The following is a 17153-nucleotide window of genomic DNA, read 5'->3' as shown; positions in this document are numbered from 1 at the left end:
TCAGGCCTGCCCTTCCGTCAGCACTGCGTTGTCGTCGGCGTGCGTTGCTCGCCGTGAGTCCATCAATCCGCGGAAGCGGTCGAAGAGGTATGCCGCGTCGTGCGGACCGGCGGCGGCCTCGGGGTGGTACTGGACCGAGAAGCTCGTCAGCTGGCCCGCGGCGTCGCGGAGCTCCAGGCCCTCGACCACGTCGTCGTTGAGGCACACGTGCGAGACGGTCGCCTCACCGAACTCGGTGGTGGTGCTGCCCTGCAGGGGCGCGTCCACGGCGAAGCCGTGGTTGTGGGCGGTGACCTCGACCTTGCCGGTGGTGCGGTCCATCACCGGCTGGTTGATGCCCCGGTGGCCGTACTTCAGCTTGTAGGTGCCGAAGCCGAGCGCGCGACCGAAGAGCTGGTTGCCGAAGCAGATCCCGAAGTAGGGCAGGCCCTGGGCCAGGGCGCCCTTGAGGAGCTCGACCTGGGCCGTGGTGGCTGCCGGGTCGCCGGGGCCGTTGGAGAAGAACAGGCCGTCGGGGTTGACCGCGTTGACCTGCTCGAGCGTGGCGTCGGCGGGCAGCACGTGCACCTCCACCCCACGCTCGCTCAGCATCCGCGGGGTGTTGGCCTTGATGCCGAGGTCGAGGGCTGCCACGACGAACGGCTTGGCGCCGCCGGCCAGGTTCTGGGCGGGCACCACGTAGGTCTCGCGGGTGGACACCTCGCTGGAGAGCTCGGAGCCCTTCATCTCGCCGGACTCACGGACCCGGGCAAGCAGCGCCTCGGGGTCGGTCTCGGTGCTGGAGATCCCGACCCGCATCGCGCCGCGCTCGCGCAGGTGGCGGGTCAGTGCGCGGGTGTCGATGCCGCTGATGCCGACGATGCCCTGGTCGCGCAGCTCCTCGTCGAGCGTGCGCTGGGCGCGCCAGTTGGAGGAGACACGGGCAGGGTCGCGTACGACGTACCCGGCCACCCAGATCCGGCTGGACTCCTGGTCCTCGTCGTTCACCCCGGTGTTGCCGATGTGCGGCGCGGTCATCACCACGACCTGGCGGTGGTAGGAGGGATCGGTGAGGGTCTCCTGGTAGCCGGTCATACCGGTGGAGAAGACCGCCTCACCGAAGGTCTCCCCCGGTGCTCCATAGGACTCGCCACGGAAGACGCGTCCGTCCTCGAGGACGAGCAGCGCCTCGGTTGTCTCGAAACCACTCATGCCAGTTGTCCTTCCACGACGGTGGCGACGCCGCGCAGCAGCGTCGCGTGCACGGCACCGGTCAGGGTGCGTCCGTGCCAGGGATTGTTGCGGGAGAGGGAGACCGATGCGTCCCGGTCGACGGTGACCGAGGCATCGGGGTCGATCAGGGTCAGGTTGGCGGGAGCGCCGACGGCGATCCCCTGGCCCTGGTCGTCCAGCCCGGCGATCCGGGCTGGGTTGGCCGACATCACCGAGGCGATGCCGGCCCAGTCGAGCAGGTCGTTGCCGCGCATCACCGTGTTGACCACGGCCAGGGCGGTCTCGAGGCCGAGCATGCCGAAGGCCGCGTCGACGAAGGCATGTTCCTTGTCGTGACGGGCGTGCGGGGCGTGGTCGGTGGCCACCGCATCGATGGTCCCGTCGGCCAGTGCGGCGCGCAGGGCCTCAACGTCCTCGACGGGTCGCAGCGGCGGGTTGACCTTGTAGGTCGGGTCGTAGCCCGAGAGCAGGTCGGTGGTCAGCAGCAGGTGGTGCGGCGTCACCTCGGCGGTGACGCTCCAGTGCCCATCCTTCGCGGCCTGGGCCTTGGCCCAGCGAAGGACCTCGACACTGCCGGCGGTGCTGACGTGGGCGACGTGCACCCGCGATCCGGTGTGCCGGGCCAGCATCACGTCGCGGGCGACGATGATCTCCTCGGCGACGCCGGGCCAGCCGGGCAGACCGAGCTGGCCGGAGAGCTCACCCTCGTGACAGCACGCGGAGGCACCGGCGAGCGAGGCGTCCTGGGAGTGCTGGCTGATCACGCCACCGAACGCCTTGACGTATTCCAGGGCCCGGCGCATCACCCGCGGGTCTCCGACGCACTTGCCGTCGTCGGAGAACACCTTCACCCGGGCCCGTGAGCGGTTCATCAGGCCGAGCTCGGCAAGCTCTTCGCCGGCCAGCCCGCGGGTGACGGCGCCCACCGGGTGCACGTCGACCAGGCCGGCGGCGCGGCCGAGGTCGAAGACCCGCTCGGCGTTCTCGGCGGTGTCGGTCACCGGGGAGGTGTTGGCCATCGCCAGCACCGCGGTGTAGCCGCCGACTGCGGCGGCCATGGAACCGGTCCTGATCGTCTCGGCGTCCTCCCGGCCGGGCTCGCGCAGGTGGGTGTGCAGGTCGACGAGGCCGGGCAGGGCGACCAGTCCGTCGGCGTCAATGACCGTGGCCGAGCCGTGGGCGGTGTCCCTGGCGTCGATCGAGCCGATCTCACGGATCACTCCCCCCACGATGAGCAGGTCGGCCGACTTGTCGCCGAGGAGCGAGGCTCCCTTGACGATCACCCGGCTGGAGTCGTTCTCGGGGGCGCTCATGCGGTGGCTTCCTCTCCGGCGAGCAGGTGGTAGAGCACGGACATCCGGACCGCGACGCCGGCCGAGACCTGGTCGAGGATCAACGAGTGGGCCGCATCGGCGGCATCGGCGGCGATCTCGAGCCCGCGGTTCATCGGACCCGGGTGCAGGATCGGGGTGCCCTCGGCCAGGCTGGCCAGCCGGTCGCGGGTCAGGCCGTAGCCGACGGTGTATTCGCGGGCGCTCGGGAAGAACGCCCCGTTCATCCGCTCCCGCTGGACCCGAAGCATCATCACGGCGTCCGAGGTGGGCAGGACCTCGTCGATGTCGTACGAGGTGGCGAAGCCGGCGTCCTTGGACCAGGCGTCGATGCCGCTGGGCATCAGGGTCGGCGGTGCCACCACCGTGACCTCGGCGCCGAGCTTGGTCAGCAGCAGCACGTTACTGCGGAACACGCGGCTGTGGGTCAGGTCGCCGATCACGCTGATCCGTCGGCCCTCGAGGCTGCCGAGGCGACGCTCGAGGGTGTAGGCGTCGAGCAGGGCCTGGGTCGGGTGCTCGTGGGTGCCGTCGCCGGCGTTGATCACGACCGCGTCGACCCATTCGCTGACCTGCTTGGCCGAGCCGCTGGCGCTGTGCCGCATCACCAGGGCGTCCACCCCCATGGCGCACACGGTGAGCACGGTGTCGCGCAGGGACTCGCCCTTGGAGGTGGAGGAGCCCTTGCCGGTGATGTTGATCGTGTCGGCGGAGAGCCACTTGCCGGCGATCTCGAAGCTGGACCGGGTGCGGGTCGAGTCCTCGAAGAACAGGTTGATCACCGTGCGGCCGCGCAGGGCGGGGAGCTTCTTGACCTGGCGCTTCTGGACGTCGTGCATCTCGACCGCGGTGTCGAAGATAGTGCGTACGTCGTCGACTGCGAGGTCGTCGATGGAGAGCAGGTGCCGGTTCACTGGCCGGTCTCCGATCCCGAGGGCTGGGAGATCCGGACCTCGTCGTGGCCGTCGATCTCCTCGAGCCGCACGCTGACCCGCTCGGAGCGGGCGCTGGGCAGGTTCTTGCCGACGTGGTCGGCGCGGATCGGCAGCTCGCGGTGGCCGCGATCGACCAGCACGGCCAGTCGGACAGCAGCGGGACGGCCGAGGTCGTTGAGCGCGTCCAGGGCGGCCCGGATGGTGCGCCCGGAGAAGAGGACGTCGTCGACCAGGACGACGACCTTGCCGTCTATGCCCGAGGGCGGGACTACTGTCTTCTGCGGTCCTCGGGTCGGGTGCGAGCGCAGGTCGTCGCGATACATCGTCACGTCGAGCGAGCCGACGGCGACCGGGGTGCCCTCGACAGCGGCGATCCGATCGCCGATGCGCCGGGCCAGTGGTACGCCACGAGTGTGCAGTCCGAGCAGGATCAGGTCCTCGGGACCCTTGTTCCGCTCGAGCAGCTCGTGCGAGATGCGAGTCAACGCCCGGGAGATGTCTCGGGCATCCAGGACGGTGTGTCCTGAGCCGGGATCGGCGGGACCGGTCTGGGTGGGGGCAGGCATGGTGACTGCCGGACCTCCTTCTCCGCCTCACAGGACGGCTAGTTAAAGGATGTCGAACGCGTTGAAGACTAACAGCCGTGCGGGTGCCCTGATCATCCGGACTCACTGCGTGGGCAGTGACCACCAGCACATCATCCTTCCCGGGCAGCTCGGATCAATGGCAGGATCGGCGCATGATCCTGACTGACTTGTTGCGAGTCCCCGGTGTTCCCGAGACCGCCCTGAGCGATTCCGTGGCTGCCGCCCTCCCCGAGAACCTGGCGCCGGCCCCGTGGAGCGTCCGTTCCTCAGGCACCGTCTGGTTCACCAAGGCCCCCGATGCCGCGACCGATGCCCTGCCCGAGGCACTGCGCGCTCAAGGTGCTCGCGCCGCCTTCGTGATCGGTGGCTTCGTCCGATATGAGGAGACGCCGGTCGGTGCGTACGACGAGACGTTCGGCGTCGTCGGCTATCGGATCGGGCGCAAGGTCTCGGCGACGGTCGCGTTCATGGCTGTCGACTCCCCCACCTCGGTGGTGGGTGGGCGCGCCAACTGGGCGATGCCCAAGGCCCTGGCCGAGTTCGAGGGTTCCCCCCGCCCGGGCGACACGTTCACCGTGGCCGGTGAGAACGACCTCGGCTGGCGGATCTCGGCGACCAGTGGTCGTACGACTCCCAAGATCCCGGTCTTCAGCCGCGCGCGAGTGGTCCAGGAGTTCCCCGACGGGACGTTGCGGGGCTGCCGGCTCAAGGCTCGCGGCTGGGCTCGGATGACCCGCACCCAGGTCGAGGTCGAGTCTGCCTCGACCCTGCCCGACTGGCTGGTTCCGGGTCGTCACCAGGGTGCGACGCTCGAGGACATCCGGTTCTCGCTCGGGGTGCCCGAGATCCTCTGACCTACCGGTGCGGGCTGCCCCGGATCCTGATCGCAGGTCCCGGGCAGCCCGTGCCGAATCCGTGCTTCCGGGTTCAGCCCAGCTTGCGGACGATGGCTCCGAGCAGGCCGTTGACGAACGCGGGCGACTCGTCGGTGGAGAGGTCCTGCACCAGGTGGACCGCCTCCGAGACCGCGACCGCGTTCGGGACGTCGTCCATGTGCAGCACCTCGAAGACGCCGATGCGCAGCACGTTTCGATCGACCGCGGGCATCCGCTCCAGGGTCCAGTCCACCGAGGCGTCCGAGATCAACTTGTCGATCTCGCTCTGGTGCTCGACGACCCCGCGCACCAGGACGGTGGTGTAGTCGTTGGTCGGGCCCTCACCGTCGGCGATGGCACGGTCGAGGGCCACCCCGGCTCCTTCGCGACGCAGCTCGCTGGCGAAGAGGATGTCGAGGGCGCGCTTGCGCGCCTTGCTCCGCGCCGACATCAGCGCGAACCGGTGGTGCGGGAGGAAGCAGCGTGCGAGACAAGCAGCATCAGGACTTGACCCGGCCCAGGTAGGACGAGTCGCGAGTGTCGACCTTGACCTTCTCACCGGTGGTCAGGAAGAGCGGGACCTGGATCTCGTGGCCGGTCTCGAGGGTGGCCGGCTTGGTGCCGCCCGTGGAGCGATCGCCCTGCAGACCGGGGTCGGTGTGGGTGATCTCCAGCTCGACCGAGGCAGGCAGCTCTACGAAGAGCACCCGACCCTCGTTGGTGGCGACGATCGCCTCCTGGTTCTCCAGCATGAAGTTCTTGGCGTCGCCGACGGTCTCCGGCGGCACCTCGAGCTGGTCGAAGGTGGAGGTGTCCATGAAGACGTAGGAGGTGCCGTCGTTGTATAGGTACTGCATGGTGCGCTTGTCTACGTTGGCGGTCTCGACCTTGGTGCCCGCGTTGAACGTCTTGTCGACGTTCTTGCCGGACTCCACGTTGCGCAGCTTGGTGCGCACGAACGCCGGGCCCTTGCCGGGCTTGACGTGCTGGAACTCGACGACGGTCCAGAGCTGACCTTCGATCTTGAGGACCATGCCGTTCTTCAGGTCGTTCGTGGTTGCCATGCGCGTGTGTGCCTCTTCGGTTCGATTGACGTGGGCGGCCGGACTGGCCGGCCGGGAGCGGCCGTTGCGGGCCGACTGGGGATTCTATACGCGCAGGGTCCGATGCTCCGAACGTACGTCGCCCCAGCGGCACCGGCAGGCGGCCACGGCGTACCCACCACGCGGTCATTCGAGCTCCCAGGTCACCTTCAGGCGCACCGCGACCTCGGACTCCCCGGCGTGGATCGAGACCTCATCAGTGGCGCCCGAGAGCGCCGCGGTGCCGTAGACCGGGAAGCTCTGCAGGTCGAAGCCCCTGCGCTCGACCTCGGCCATGCTCAGCACCGGCCCGAGCGTGTTGCCGGCTGCCTGGCTGTAGCGCTTGGCCTTCGCCGTGGCCTGCTTGACGGCGTCGTCGCGGGCAGCCGCCATCGCCGCCTCCGGGTCCCCGATCTCGAGGGCGATGCCGTTCACGCGCACGCTGGTTCCCCCTGCCTCGACGGCGGCGGTGATCGCACCGCCCGCCTTCGCCAGCTCCGGGACGGTGACCTGGGCCTGCTGGGTGACCACGTAGCCGTCGAGCTTGGGCCGTTCGCCCTTGATCCGCTGGTAGTGCGGCGCCATGTCGAGGCCGGTCGAGGTGACGTGCTTCTCCTGCACACCATGCTTGGCGAGCGCCCCGACGACGCGATCGAGACGCCTGGCTGACGAGGCCAAGGCGTCGTCCAGGTTGCGTGCCTGGCGCTTGACGGTCACCCGGAAGCTGACCTGGTCGGGGACGACGCTGGTCTTGCCCTCCCCCACCATCACGATGCTGCGGGGCTTCTCGTCACCGGCCATCACGGCGGTGGCCGGCTGGCCCTCGCCAGTGCCGAGCAACCAGGCCGCGACCAGGGCGAGCAGGACGGCGACGGCGAGCAGAATGCTCTTGGGGCTGATGCTGAGGGACGTGTCCACGACGAGCTCCTTCGGGCAGGGATGTTCCTGTCCCGGTTGGACGCTCGGCCCGGCGATGCGGTTCCCGGGTCAGGATCCGGGCGTGCCCGCGATGATCTCGAGCGCTCGGCGATAGCCGTCGATGCCCATGCCGGCCACCACTGCGACGGCGTGCTCGGTGACGACCGAGGTGTGCCGGAAGGTCTCCGGTCGTTGCGAGGGGTCCGAGATGTGCACCTCGACCAGCGGCGCGGTGAGCTGCGCGCAGGCATCGAAGATCGCCCACGAGTAGTGCGTCCAGGCCGCCGCGTTGAGCACCACCGGGGTCTCGTCATCGGCTGCTGCGTTGAGCCAGTCGAGGAGCTCGCCCTCGTGGTTGGTCTGCCTCAGCTCGACGTCGAGGTCGAAGCCGGTTCCCCAGGTGCGGCACAGCTCGGCCAGCTGCTCGTGGGTGGTGTGCCCATAGATCTCGGGCTGTCGCCGACCCAGTCGGCCCAGGTTGGGACCGTTGAGGACGAGGACCTTGCGCATCACGCACCGCCCGAGAGCGCGGCGTACGACGCCCGCAGCAGGTCTTCGGCGGGTCCGGCGAGGATCCTGGGGTCGGCCAGGTCGTGCAGGACGACGAGGCGGAGCTGGGAGCCGCGTGACTTCTTGTCGACCTTCATCGTCTCGAGCAGTTCGTCCCAGTCGCCGTCGAACCCGACCGGGAGGCCGACCGCGCCGAACAGCCGGGCGTGGCGATCGGCGAGCTCGTCGGCGATCAGCCCTGAGCGACGCGCCACCTCTGCGACGAAGACGCAGCCGATCGCGACCGCCTCGCCGTGGCGGATCCGATAATCGGTGGCACGCTCGATGGCGTGAGCCAGGGTGTGGCCATAGTTGAGCACCTCGCGACCCGGGTGGCCGTCACGGCCGCCGGTCTCCTTGAGGTCGTCCACGACGACGTCGATCTTGACTTGGATGGCGCGGGTGACCAGCTCGCGCAGCACCGCCGACCCGGTCTCCTGCGCGGCGGCCGGATCGTTCTCGACGAGAGTGAGGATCGCAGGGTCGGCGATGAAGCCGCACTTGATGATCTCGCCCAGGCCTGCACGGACCTCTTCGACCGGGAGCCCGTCGAGCAGGGCCAGGTCGCAGAGCACCCCGGACGGCTCGTGGAACGCACCGACCAGGTTCTTGCCCGCACCGGTGTTGATGCCGGTCTTCCCGCCGACGGCCGCGTCGACCATGGCCAGCACGGTGGTCGGGACGTGCACGACCTTGACGCCGCGCAGCCAGCTGGCCGCGACGAAACCGCCGAGGTCCGTGGTGGCTCCGCCACCGAAGGTGACCACGGCATCGGACCGGGTGAAGCCGGCCTCGCCGAGCGCCTCCCAGCAGTCGTTGGCCACCGAGGAGGTCTTGGCGTTCTCGCCGTCGGGCAGTCCGAGGGCCAGCACGTCATATTCGGCGACGAGGGCGTCGAGGACCGGACGGGCTAGCTCGTTGAGGTCACCGGCAAAGAGCAGCGCGACCCGCTCGACGCCCTCACCCAGGAGTCCGGGGAGACGGTCGGCCAGTCCGTGGCCGATCACGACGTCGTAGGGCGAGGCGCCGCCGACGTGCAGGGTGGTGGGCTCGCTCATCGGTTCTCCTCGATGTGTCGTCGGATCTCGTCGGCGACTTCGTCCGGGTTGCGGCCGTCGGTGTCCACGCTGAACGTGGCGACTGCCTCATAGATGGGTGTGCGCTCGTCGAGCAGGGCCTTGACCCGGCTGCGGATGTTGCCCAGCAGCAGCGGGCGGGACGTGGCCAGACCGACGCGCTTGACCGCGTCGGAGAGGCCGACGCGGAGGAAGACCACCTGGTGTCCGGCCAACAGCGCGCGGGTCTCCTCGTCGAGGACGGCGCCGCCCCCCAGGGCCAGCACGCCGCCGTGCTCGGCCAGGGCCCGGCGTACGGCATCGCGCTCGAGACGACGGAAGTGCTCCTCACCGGACTCGACGAAGATGTCGGAGATGCTCCGACCCTGGCTCGCCTCGACGTCGTGGTCGGTGTCGCGGGCCGTCACGTTCCAGGCCTGCGCGAGCACTCGGCCGACGGTGGTCTTGCCCGACCCCATCGGTCCGATGAGCACCACTGTGGGACGCACGGCTTCGGGACTCACTTGTAGGTGATCGCCTGGAGGTATGACGCGTGGTTGCGCGCCACCTCGGCCACCGAGTCGCCGCCGAACTTCTCGGTCACCGCGTCGGCCAGGATCAGCGCCACCATGGCCTCGGCCACGATGCCGGCGGCCGGGACCGCGCAGACGTCGGAGCGCTGGTGGTGCGCCGCCGCTTCCTCGCCGGTGGCGACGTCGATGGTCTTCAGCGCCCGGGGGACGGTGGCGATCGGCTTCATCGCGGCCCGGACGCGGAGCACCTCGCCGGTGCTCATCCCGCCCTCGGTGCCGCCGGAGCGTCCAGACGTGCGGCGGATCCCGTCGGGGGTCGCCACGATCTCGTCGTGGGCCAACGAGCCCGGAGTGGCGGCCAGGTCGAAGCCGTCGCCGACCTCGACGCCCTTGATCGCCTGGATGCCCATCAAGGCGCCGGCCAGGCGGGAGTCGAGTCGGCGGTCCCAGTGGACGTGCGAGCCCAGGCCCGGCGGGAGCCCGTGCACGACCACCTCGACCACACCGCCGAGGGTGTCGCCGTCCTTGTGGGCCTGATCGATCCGCTCGACCATGGCCGCGCTCGCCTCGGGGTCGAGGCAGCGGACCGGGTCGGCGTCGAGTCGCTCGACGTCGCCCGGTGCCGGGACCAGACCGGCCGGTGCCGGGACACCACCGAGCTCGACGACGTGCGAGACGATCCGCGCGCCGACGGCCTGCTCGAGGAAGTTGCTGGCCACACGGCCCAGTGCCACGCGGGCAGCGGTCTCCCGGGCGGAGGCACGCTCAAGGATCGGCCGGGCCTCGTCGAAGTCATACTTCTGCATGCCGACCAGGTCGGCATGGCCCGGGCGGGGCCGGGTGAGCTTCGCGTTGCGGGCCAGGCCGTCCAGGATCTCCTGGTCGACCGGGTCCGCAGACATCACCTGCTCCCACTTGGGCCACTCGGTGTTGCCGACCTGGATCGCCACCGGTCCGCCCTGGGTCTCGCCGTGGCGTACGCCGCCGACGAGGGTGACCTGGTCCTGCTCGAACTTCATCCGGGCGCCGCGGCCATAGCCGAGGCGCCGGCGCGCGAGGGCGTCGGAGATGTCATCTGAGGTCACCTCGACATGGGCGGGCAGCCCTTCGAGGATTGCGACTAGGGACGGTCCATGGGACTCGCCCGCGGTGAGCCAACGAAGCATGCGCGCAGTCTGTCACGGGACGCAGTCGCCCGACTCACCCGCGCCCGACTGCGAGATGCCCACCGAGGTCGGCGCCCCACACGATGCCGATCACTGCTCCCACGAGCATGAACGGACCGAACGGGAAGGTCCGGTCTCGGGTCAGCCGGAGCAACCGCAGCGGGATCCAACCGAGGGCACCGAGCAGGAACCCCGAATAGGTGCCGATCGCGAACTCCGCCCAGCCCAGGTGGCCCAGAACGAGGCCGAGGACTCCGGAGAGTCGCACGTCGCCGTAGCCCATCCCGGGTGTGAACCGCCACAGCAGCCAGTAGAGCCCGCCGGCGATCAACCAGCCGAGTCCGGCACGCACCAGGTCATCGGCGTCGCCGGTGATTGCTGTGGCGACGAGGATCAGGACGATCACCAGCAGATAGCTCGGCCCGACGATGAGCTTGGGCAGCAGGCGGGTGCGCATGTCCACCCAGCCGAGCCCGACCCCGATCGGCACCAGTGGCAGCAGGAACAGCAGCGACCAGTCCCAGCCCAGCGCGGCGCCGATCAGTGCGGCGATGCCGGCGCTCCACAGCGCGGTCCACCAGCCGATGCGCGGCGAGGCTGCCAGCTCGGCGTAGCTCACCTTGGTCTCGGCGGCACTCTCTGGTTCCGGCAGGCGTCCAACGACGGCGGGGACGAACCAGCCACACCCGGCGCCGAGGATCGCGGTGAGCGCGGCAGTGTCCAGATGTGCGCCCCAGTCCATGGATGGAACCCTAGTCGGGCTCAGCGTTCGGCGAGCGCGTTCTCCCCAGCCGAGCGCATCGCGGCCAGGGGCGCGGGCTTACCGGTGAACTCCTCGAACTGGATCGCCGCCTGGTGGACCAGCAGGTCCAGGCCCGAGACCAAGGTCCGGTCGCCGGCGACCGAGCTCGCCAGGGGCGTCGGCCAGGGGTGATAGATCACCTCGAAGACCACCGGGACCTGGGCGCAGCGCTGCACCAGCTCCGGCGTCTGGGCGGCAGCGGGGATGGTGGAGACCACCACCTCGCCGGTCAGGTCGGCAGTCAGGTCACCCACCTCGTCCAGGAGGCGTACGTCGATCGTGGGCGCAGCCGGATGGCGCGTCAGGACGGCGGCGGTCTCGGCGGCACGATCCGGTGAGCGCACCAGCAGCGTCAGCTCACGGGCACCCAGCTCGACGAGGGCGATGCCGGTCGACGTCGCGGTCGCACCGCCGCCGAGGATCGACGCCGAGCGCACGGGGCCGTCGTACCGCTCCCGGATCGCGGCCACTGCACCCGGGATGTCGGTGTTGTCGCCGGCTCGCGTCGCGCCATCGAGAACCAGGGTGTTGACCGCACCGGCCAGCTGGGCCCGCTCGGTGACAGTGTCGGCCAGGCCGACCGCCACCCTCTTCAGCGGCATCGTCAACGACAGGCCCCGCCAGGTGCGATCCAGGCCGGACACGAAGCCGGCCAGGCTCGCCTCGTCGACCCGATGGGCCGCATAGGTCCAGTCCAGCCCGAGCGCGGCGAAGCCCGCACTGTGCAACGTCGGGGAGAGCGAGTGGTCGATGGGGTCACCGAGCACCGCGCAGCGACGAGGATCAGCCACAGCGCCCGGAGTTCTCGCGGCACCACTCCTGCAGCAGCTGGGTGTTGGCGGTGTGCTCGGCGCCGGTGCGCGCGAACCGGGTCTCACCGGTGTCCAGGTCGACTGCCACGAAGAAGCAGTAGCCCTTGTCGGTAGGCTCGAGGATGGCCTCCATCGCTGCCTGGCCGGGAGAGGCGATCGGGCCCGGAGGCAGACCAGCCTGCCGGTAGGTGTTGTACGGCGAGTCGGACTCCCGTGCCTCGGCCGAGGTGTAGACCGAGCCGGCGCCACCGCCCTCGAGGAAGTGCACCGTGGAGTCCATCTGCAGCAGCCCCTTGGGGATGCCCTGCTCGACACACGTGCCGTCGAGACGGTTGAAGATCACCTCGGCCACTGCGGGCATGTCCTCGGGCCGGTTGACCTCCTTCTCGATGATGCTCGCCATGGTGATGAAGTCGTGCTCGTCCAGCCCGGCCTCCGAGGCGCCCGAGACCGGCACCTCTTCGGCAACCGTCTTGTAGCGCTTGACCATCGCCGCCAGCATGTCCAGGGCCGTGTCGTCGGGCGCGAAGCTGTACTTGGCGGGGAACAGGTAGCCCTCCGCCTCGCCTTCGGCATAGGCGGGCAGGCCGAGGCCGTCCGCGTCCTCGAGCGCCTTCTCGAACTCTGCCTTCTTGATCCCGGTCGTCTTCGCCAACCGGGCCACCACCTGGTCGGTCCGGAACCCTTCGGGGATCACCACCGCGTTGGCATCTGCATTGGCCGGATCGACCAGCAGGGCGACAGCGTCAGTCGCCTTCATCTGCTTCTTCATCGAGTAGAAGCCGGGTTGGATCTTTGCGACCTCGTCGGCGCGCTGGGAGGCGGCGTCGGTGAAGGCCGTCACCGACTTGACCACGTCTGCTGCCTTGAGGCTGCGGCCGATGGCCGCTGTGCCGTCGCCCTGGCTCACCTCGACGACGACCTCACCCTGACCGGGCCCCGGGTAGTCCTCGGCCTCGCTGGAGAACTGACCACGGACCCAGTCCAGGCCCTTGACGCCGGCATAGGCGACTCCGCCGATCAGCGCGATCACGATCACCAGGATGACCAGGCAGCCCCACGGTCCGCGACGCTTCCTGCGGTTGCGGCGGCGTCCGGGCGAGCGATCCTCGCGCAGGCCCAGGTCGAGCTCCTCGTGGCCGTGCTCGTGCCGGTCCTCGGGAACCGGCTCGTGCTCGGGCACGGGCTCATGTCCCGGCGTGGGTTCGTGCTGGCTCACTGATCCGACTCCTCGTTGTTGTCCACCGCGACCAGCTCCCCCGGAGCGCTCTCCCGAGTGCGCTCCGCGTCCAGCGCATGCTGGAGGATCACCACTGCTGCAGCCTGGTCGACCACGGCTCGACGCTTCTGGCCCTTCTTGCCGACCTGTCGAAGCATCGACTCCGCGGTCACCGTCGTCAAGCGCTCATCCCACAGCCTCACCGGGATCGGGGCAACCAGGCGCGCCAGTCGCTGGGCGAATTCCCGCGACTTGGCAGCCGCGGCGCCTTCGGCACCCGAGAGCGAGCGGGGCAGGCCGACGATGACCTCCATCGCGTCCTCCTCGGCCACGATCGCGACGAGCCGCGCGAGATCACCCTTGCCACGCTTGATCGTCTCAACCGGTGTGGCCAGGAATCCAGAGGGGTCGCTGCGCGCCACCCCGATCCGGGCATCGCCCGGGTCGAGGCCGAGGCGTGTGCCGTGTCGCATCAGCGGCGCTCAGGCACCGGCGGCCGAGGCCACCTCGGTCACGACGAGCGAGAGTGCCTCGTCGACCCGTGAGGCATCGGTGCCACCACCCTGCGCGACGTCGTCCCTGCCGCCACCCTTGCCACCGAGCAGCGGTCCCACGGCGCGGATGAGCGCGTTCGCACTGACCCCGCGCTCGCGGGCGAGGTCGTTGACCGCGGCCACGGCCGCGACCTTGCCGTCGACGACACCGATCACCACGGCCACCCCGGGCTGGCCCTGCGGGAGCCGGCCACGGATGTCCAGGGCCAGCGTGCGTACGTCGCCTCCGCCGGCACCGTCGGCGCGGTGCGCCACCAGGTGGATGCCGTTGACGACCTCGGCCTGCTCAGCGAGCGACCCGGCCGCGGCGAGAACCTGGGCGACGCGGTTCTTCTCGATCTCCTTCTCCGCCGCCCGCAGGCGCTCGACCATGTCCTCCACGCGGCCCACGAGGTCACCGGGCTGCGTCTTGAGCAGGCCGGTCAGTTGCGCCACCACGTCGCGCTCGCGGGCCAGGTAGGCGAATCCCTCGACCCCGGTGAATGCCTCGATGCGACGGTTTCCCGACCCGACCGAGGACTCGCCGGTGACCACGATGGTGCCGATCTGGGAGGAGTGGTCGACGTGGGTGCCTCCGCAGAGCTCACGCGACCACGGGCCGCCGATCTCGACGACGCGGACCTGGCCGACGTCATAGGTCTCCCCGAAGAGCGCGATCGCGCCCCACTCCTTGGCCTCGGGCAGGGTCATGTACTGCCAGCCCACGGGCAGGTCTGCGCGGAGTGCCTGGTTGGAGACCTCCTCGATGTCCTTGACCTGCTCCGGACTCAGGGACTGGGTCCACCCGAAGTCGAGACGCAGGTAGCCGGGACGGTTGTAGGAGCCGGACTGCAGGGCCGTCGGGCCGAGCACGTCACGCAGCGCAGCGTGCACGACGTGGGTGCCGGAGTGGGCCTGGCGGGCGCCCGTGCGCCACTCGGGATCGACCTGGGCGTGCAGCTGGCCGGTGCCACGCTGTACGGCGTCGAGGGCGAACTCACCATCGACGACCCGCACCTGGTGCACGACCAGGCCGCGCACCGGACGCTGAACGTCGAGCACCTCCAGGCGTCCGCCGTCGAACTCGATGATTCCGGCGTCGGCGACCTGTCCGCCCGACTCGGCATAGAACGGCGTACGGTCCAGGATCAGCTCGCCGACCTCCCCGTTGCCGAGCGATCGCACCACTGCTCCCCCGCTGACCAGCGCCAGCGGCGAGGACTCGGTGGACAACGTCTCGTAGGCCAGCCACTCGGTGGGACCGTTCGCGTCGAGGATCCCCCGGTAGACACCGGTGTCGGCGTGCTGGCCCTTCTTCGACTTGGCGTCGGCCTTGGCCCGCTCGCGCTGCTCGGCCATCAGCTGGCGGAAGCCCTCGTGGTCGACGGTGAGGCCGGCCTCGGAAGCCATCTCCAGGGTCAGGTCGATCGGGAAGCCGTAGGTGTCGTGCAGGGCGAACGCCTGGTCACCGGCGAGCTTCGTGGCACCGGACTTCTTCACCTCCTGCGCGGCCAGGTCGAAGATCTGGGTGCCCGCCTGCAGGGTCTTGCGGAAGGCCTCCTCCTCGGCGAAGGCGACCCGGGAGATGCGCTCCCAGTCGGTGTGCAGCTCGGAGTAGGTCTCGCCCATCCGGTCGCGACTGATCGGCATCAGCTCGGGCAGGGCCGGGTCCTCATAGCCGAGCAGGCGCACGGAGCGGACCGCGCGGCGCAGCAGGCGTCGCAGCACATAGCCGCGGGCCTCGTTGCCGGGGGTGACTCCGTCGCCGATCAGCATCATCGAGGAACGGACGTGGTCGGCGATCACGCGGAAGCGGACGTCGTCCTCCGGATTGGCGCCGTACTTCTTGCCGGTCAGCTCCATGGCGCGCTCGATGACCGGGAACATCACGTCGATCTCGTACATGTTCTCGACGCCCTGGGTCATGAACGCGACACGCTCGAGGCCCATCCCGGTGTCGATGTTCTTCTTGGGCAGCGAGCCCGAGATGTCGAAGTCCTCCTTGCTGCGGACGGCGCTGAGCTCGTCCTGCATGAAGACCAGGTTCCAGAACTCGAGGTAGCGGTCCTCGGCCGAGAAGTCCCCGTCTGCGCCGTAGGCGGGACCACGGTCGATCAGGATCTCCGAGCACGGTCCGCCCGGGCCGGGAACGCCCATCGACCAGTAGTTCTCTGACTTGCCCAGGCGAGCGATCCGGTCGTCAGGCAGGCCGGTGATCTTGCGCCACAGGGCGACGGCCTCGGGGTCGTCGACGTAGACGCTGGGATAGAGCTTGGCCTCGTCGAAGCCCCAGCCGCCCTCGGACTGCGGCTTGGTGACCAGCTCCCAGGCGAGCTCGATGGCCCGTTCCTTGAAGTAGTCGCCGAAGGAGAAGTTGCCGCACATCTCGAAGAACGTGCCGTGGCGGGTGGTCTTCCCGACGTCCTCGATGTCCGGGGTGCGCACGCACTTCTGGACGCTCGTCGCCGTGGCGAAGGGCGGTGTCTCCTGGCCCAGGAAGTAGGGCTTGAACGGCACCATGCCGGCGTTGACGAACATCAGGTTCGGGTCGTCGACGAGGAGTGAGGCCGACGGCACGGCGGTGTGTCCGGCGCGCTCGAAGTGCGCGACGAACCGCCGCCGGATCTCAGCGGTGTCCATCAGTGGGTGCCTTCCTGGTTGTGCTGTGAGGGGTTCGAGTTCGTGGCGGTGGGGAGTCCGGGTGGCGGCTCGGCGCGATGGCGTCCTTGTCCGGATCCTGACTCCAGCTCCCGAGTGCCGGACGGGACGAGTCCGAGCCGCTCGCGCAGCTCGCTCTCCTTCTCCACCTGGCCCTGGGCGACCTCCTGGCGCAGCATCCGCGCCCCGAGGGCGAGTCCGCTGGCGCGGTCGCGGAGCCCGTCGATGGTGACCGACTCCCGCAATCGGCGGGCCTTGTTCATGGCATAGACCGAGGCACCTGCCCCGGCGGCGAACCAGAGGGCGCGGCTCATGCGGCACCCTCCTCGGTCGACGCGGATGGCGATGGCCGGTTCGCGCGCTGGCGTGCCTCACGCTGACGCTCGGCGAGCTCTCGGCGTACGTCGCGCATCTGCACCTTGCGCTCCTTGCGGGCTCTCTTGACCTCGCGCTTCATCTCGAAGCGGATCCGGTTGCGGGTCTCGGGCGAGAGGGCCCGGCGTACGCCGTGGGTCAGTGAGGCGGCCTTGACGAACGACTCACGCAGCACGATGTCGGCGAAGAGGCGCCCGTCGATGTGCCGCTGCGGGATCGGCCTCGAGGCCTCGTCGTCCGCCCTGTCGGGATCCCCCATCTGGGTGATCACGAACTCCTGCTGGCTGGAGCGACCGGGCGGTGAGTCACCGGGGGTGACGCGCTGGGCCAGCTCGTCGATGCGCGCATGCAGCGCTGCCGACTCGGCGGCACTCGCGGCCAGCTGCTCACGCGCACGGGCCCGGTCGCGGCGCAGCAGGACGACGACGACCAGGAGGCCGATGGCAAGCACAAACGCCACCAAGCCCAGTGCGGCAGGCACAAGGAGGTCCTCAGTGATCATGATGCGCGA

The 17153-nt window shown here is 69.7% G+C and carries 19 protein-coding genes; 1 reads left to right on the top strand and 18 read right to left on the bottom strand.

Going from position 1 to position 17153, the window contains the following annotated elements:
• The 4 genes from carA to pyrR are packed head-to-tail and all read right to left on the bottom strand — an operon-like array spanning nt 1 to nt 4044.
• Entirely contained in the window at nt 1–1191 is a 1191-nt protein-coding gene (gene carA, locus BJ980_RS01720) for a glutamine-hydrolyzing carbamoyl-phosphate synthase small subunit (protein ID WP_179500703.1), read from the bottom strand.
• A complete protein-coding gene (locus BJ980_RS01715) occupies nt 1188–2525 on the bottom strand; it encodes a dihydroorotase (RefSeq protein ID WP_179500702.1) in 1338 nt (445 codons plus the stop codon). Before BJ980_RS01715 ends, carA begins: the two co-directional genes overlap by 4 nt.
• Nucleotides 2522–3457 (bottom strand): aspartate carbamoyltransferase catalytic subunit, encoded by a 936-nt coding sequence (locus BJ980_RS01710; protein ID WP_179500701.1) that lies wholly within the window; start codon nt 3455–3457, stop codon nt 2522–2524. The genes BJ980_RS01715 and BJ980_RS01710 overlap by 4 nt, the downstream gene beginning before the upstream one ends.
• On the bottom strand, nt 3454–4044 hold the full coding sequence (gene pyrR / locus BJ980_RS01705; protein WP_179500700.1) for a bifunctional pyr operon transcriptional regulator/uracil phosphoribosyltransferase PyrR: 591 nt from the start codon (nt 4042–4044) through the stop codon (nt 3454–3456). The genes BJ980_RS01710 and pyrR overlap by 4 nt, the downstream gene beginning before the upstream one ends.
• Before the next feature lie 173 nt (nt 4045–4217).
• Here pyrR and BJ980_RS01700 point away from each other — a divergent pair, with 173 nt between their 5' ends.
• Nucleotides 4218–4919 (top strand): acetoacetate decarboxylase family protein, encoded by a 702-nt coding sequence (locus BJ980_RS01700; RefSeq protein ID WP_179500699.1) that lies wholly within the window; start codon nt 4218–4220, stop codon nt 4917–4919.
• Between the two features lie 73 nt (nt 4920–4992).
• Here BJ980_RS01700 and nusB read toward each other — a convergent pair whose 3' ends face one another.
• From nusB to BJ980_RS01630, 14 genes are all read right to left on the bottom strand, one after another.
• A complete protein-coding gene (nusB, locus tag BJ980_RS01695; protein WP_179500698.1) occupies nt 4993–5391 on the bottom strand; it encodes a transcription antitermination factor NusB in 399 nt (132 codons plus the stop codon).
• Nucleotides 5392–5440: 49 nt separating this feature from the next.
• Nucleotides 5441–6004 (bottom strand): elongation factor P, encoded by a 564-nt coding sequence (gene efp, locus BJ980_RS01690; protein ID WP_179500697.1) that lies wholly within the window; start codon nt 6002–6004, stop codon nt 5441–5443.
• A 165-nt stretch (nt 6005–6169) separates the two neighbouring features.
• A complete protein-coding gene (locus BJ980_RS01685; RefSeq protein WP_179500696.1) occupies nt 6170–6940 on the bottom strand; it encodes an SIMPL domain-containing protein in 771 nt (256 codons plus the stop codon).
• Nucleotides 6941–7009: 69 nt separating this feature from the next.
• Nucleotides 7010–7453 (bottom strand): type II 3-dehydroquinate dehydratase, encoded by a 444-nt coding sequence (locus tag BJ980_RS01680; protein ID WP_343047630.1) that lies wholly within the window; start codon nt 7451–7453, stop codon nt 7010–7012.
• Entirely contained in the window at nt 7450–8547 is a 1098-nt protein-coding gene (gene aroB / locus BJ980_RS01675; RefSeq protein WP_179500694.1) for a 3-dehydroquinate synthase, read from the bottom strand. Before aroB ends, BJ980_RS01680 begins: the two co-directional genes overlap by 4 nt.
• A complete protein-coding gene (locus tag BJ980_RS01670; RefSeq protein WP_343047628.1) occupies nt 8544–9053 on the bottom strand; it encodes a shikimate kinase in 510 nt (169 codons plus the stop codon). The genes aroB and BJ980_RS01670 overlap by 4 nt, the downstream gene beginning before the upstream one ends.
• Before the next feature lie 11 nt (nt 9054–9064).
• On the bottom strand, nt 9065–10243 hold the full coding sequence (gene aroC / locus BJ980_RS01665; protein ID WP_179500693.1) for a chorismate synthase: 1179 nt from the start codon (nt 10241–10243) through the stop codon (nt 9065–9067).
• Between the two features lie 34 nt (nt 10244–10277).
• The gene (locus tag BJ980_RS01660) at nt 10278–10985 is read right to left on the bottom strand and encodes a prepilin peptidase (RefSeq protein ID WP_179500692.1); all 708 of its coding nucleotides are present in this window, start codon (nt 10983–10985) and stop codon (nt 10278–10280) included.
• A 20-nt stretch (nt 10986–11005) separates the two neighbouring features.
• Nucleotides 11006–11836, bottom strand: a complete 831-nt coding sequence (locus BJ980_RS01655) for a shikimate dehydrogenase (RefSeq protein WP_179500691.1) — start codon at nt 11834–11836, stop codon at nt 11006–11008.
• Entirely contained in the window at nt 11829–13076 is a 1248-nt protein-coding gene (mltG, locus tag BJ980_RS01650) for an endolytic transglycosylase MltG (RefSeq protein ID WP_179500690.1), read from the bottom strand. Before mltG ends, BJ980_RS01655 begins: the two co-directional genes overlap by 8 nt.
• Complete coding sequence (gene ruvX, locus BJ980_RS01645; protein WP_179500689.1) at nt 13073–13549, bottom strand: Holliday junction resolvase RuvX; 477 nt, start codon at nt 13547–13549, stop codon at nt 13073–13075. The genes mltG and ruvX overlap by 4 nt, the downstream gene beginning before the upstream one ends.
• A gap of 9 nt (nt 13550–13558) precedes the next feature.
• Nucleotides 13559–16249 carry an alanine--tRNA ligase gene (gene alaS / locus BJ980_RS01640; protein ID WP_179500688.1) on the bottom strand — a complete coding sequence of 897 codons (2691 nt, stop codon included), beginning with the start codon at nt 16247–16249 and terminating at the stop codon, nt 13559–13561.
• Entirely contained in the window at nt 16249–16581 is a 333-nt protein-coding gene (locus tag BJ980_RS01635; RefSeq protein ID WP_179500687.1) for a DUF6167 family protein, read from the bottom strand. The genes alaS and BJ980_RS01635 overlap by 1 nt, the downstream gene beginning before the upstream one ends.
• On the bottom strand, nt 16578–17144 hold the full coding sequence (locus BJ980_RS01630) for a hypothetical protein (RefSeq protein ID WP_179500686.1): 567 nt from the start codon (nt 17142–17144) through the stop codon (nt 16578–16580). The genes BJ980_RS01635 and BJ980_RS01630 overlap by 4 nt, the downstream gene beginning before the upstream one ends.
• Nucleotides 17145–17153 lie beyond the last annotated feature (9 nt).

The sequence above is a fragment of the Nocardioides daedukensis genome (assembly GCF_013408415.1).
Lineage (GTDB): Bacteria > Actinomycetota > Actinomycetes > Propionibacteriales > Nocardioidaceae > Nocardioides > Nocardioides daedukensis.
This window is presented reverse-complemented; position numbering and strand designations above follow the sequence as displayed.

What these genes read in the sequence shown, in the direction of transcription:
- carA (WP_179500703.1), bottom strand. Translation starts at nt 1,191, where the DNA reads ATGAGTGGTTTCGAGACAACCGAGGCGCTGCTCGTCCTCGAGGACGGA.
- BJ980_RS01715 (WP_179500702.1), bottom strand. Translation starts at nt 2,525, where the DNA reads ATGAGCGCCCCCGAGAACGACTCCAGCCGGGTGATCGTCAAGGGAGCC.
- pyrR (WP_179500700.1), bottom strand. Translation starts at nt 4,044, where the DNA reads ATGCCTGCCCCCACCCAGACCGGTCCCGCCGATCCCGGCTCAGGACAC.
- BJ980_RS01700 (WP_179500699.1), top strand. Translation starts at nt 4,218, where the DNA reads ATGATCCTGACTGACTTGTTGCGAGTCCCCGGTGTTCCCGAGACCGCC.
- nusB (WP_179500698.1), bottom strand. Translation starts at nt 5,391, where the DNA reads ATGTCGGCGCGGAGCAAGGCGCGCAAGCGCGCCCTCGACATCCTCTTC.
- efp (WP_179500697.1), bottom strand. Translation starts at nt 6,004, where the DNA reads ATGGCAACCACGAACGACCTGAAGAACGGCATGGTCCTCAAGATCGAA.
- aroB (WP_179500694.1), bottom strand. Translation starts at nt 8,547, where the DNA reads ATGAGCGAGCCCACCACCCTGCACGTCGGCGGCGCCTCGCCCTACGAC.
- aroC (WP_179500693.1), bottom strand. Translation starts at nt 10,243, where the DNA reads ATGCTTCGTTGGCTCACCGCGGGCGAGTCCCATGGACCGTCCCTAGTC.
- BJ980_RS01660 (WP_179500692.1), bottom strand. Translation starts at nt 10,985, where the DNA reads ATGGACTGGGGCGCACATCTGGACACTGCCGCGCTCACCGCGATCCTC.
- ruvX (WP_179500689.1), bottom strand. Translation starts at nt 13,549, where the DNA reads ATGCGACACGGCACACGCCTCGGCCTCGACCCGGGCGATGCCCGGATC.
- alaS (WP_179500688.1), bottom strand. Translation starts at nt 16,249, where the DNA reads ATGGACACCGCTGAGATCCGGCGGCGGTTCGTCGCGCACTTCGAGCGC.
- BJ980_RS01635 (WP_179500687.1), bottom strand. Translation starts at nt 16,581, where the DNA reads ATGAGCCGCGCCCTCTGGTTCGCCGCCGGGGCAGGTGCCTCGGTCTAT.
- BJ980_RS01630 (WP_179500686.1), bottom strand. Translation starts at nt 17,144, where the DNA reads ATGATCACTGAGGACCTCCTTGTGCCTGCCGCACTGGGCTTGGTGGCG.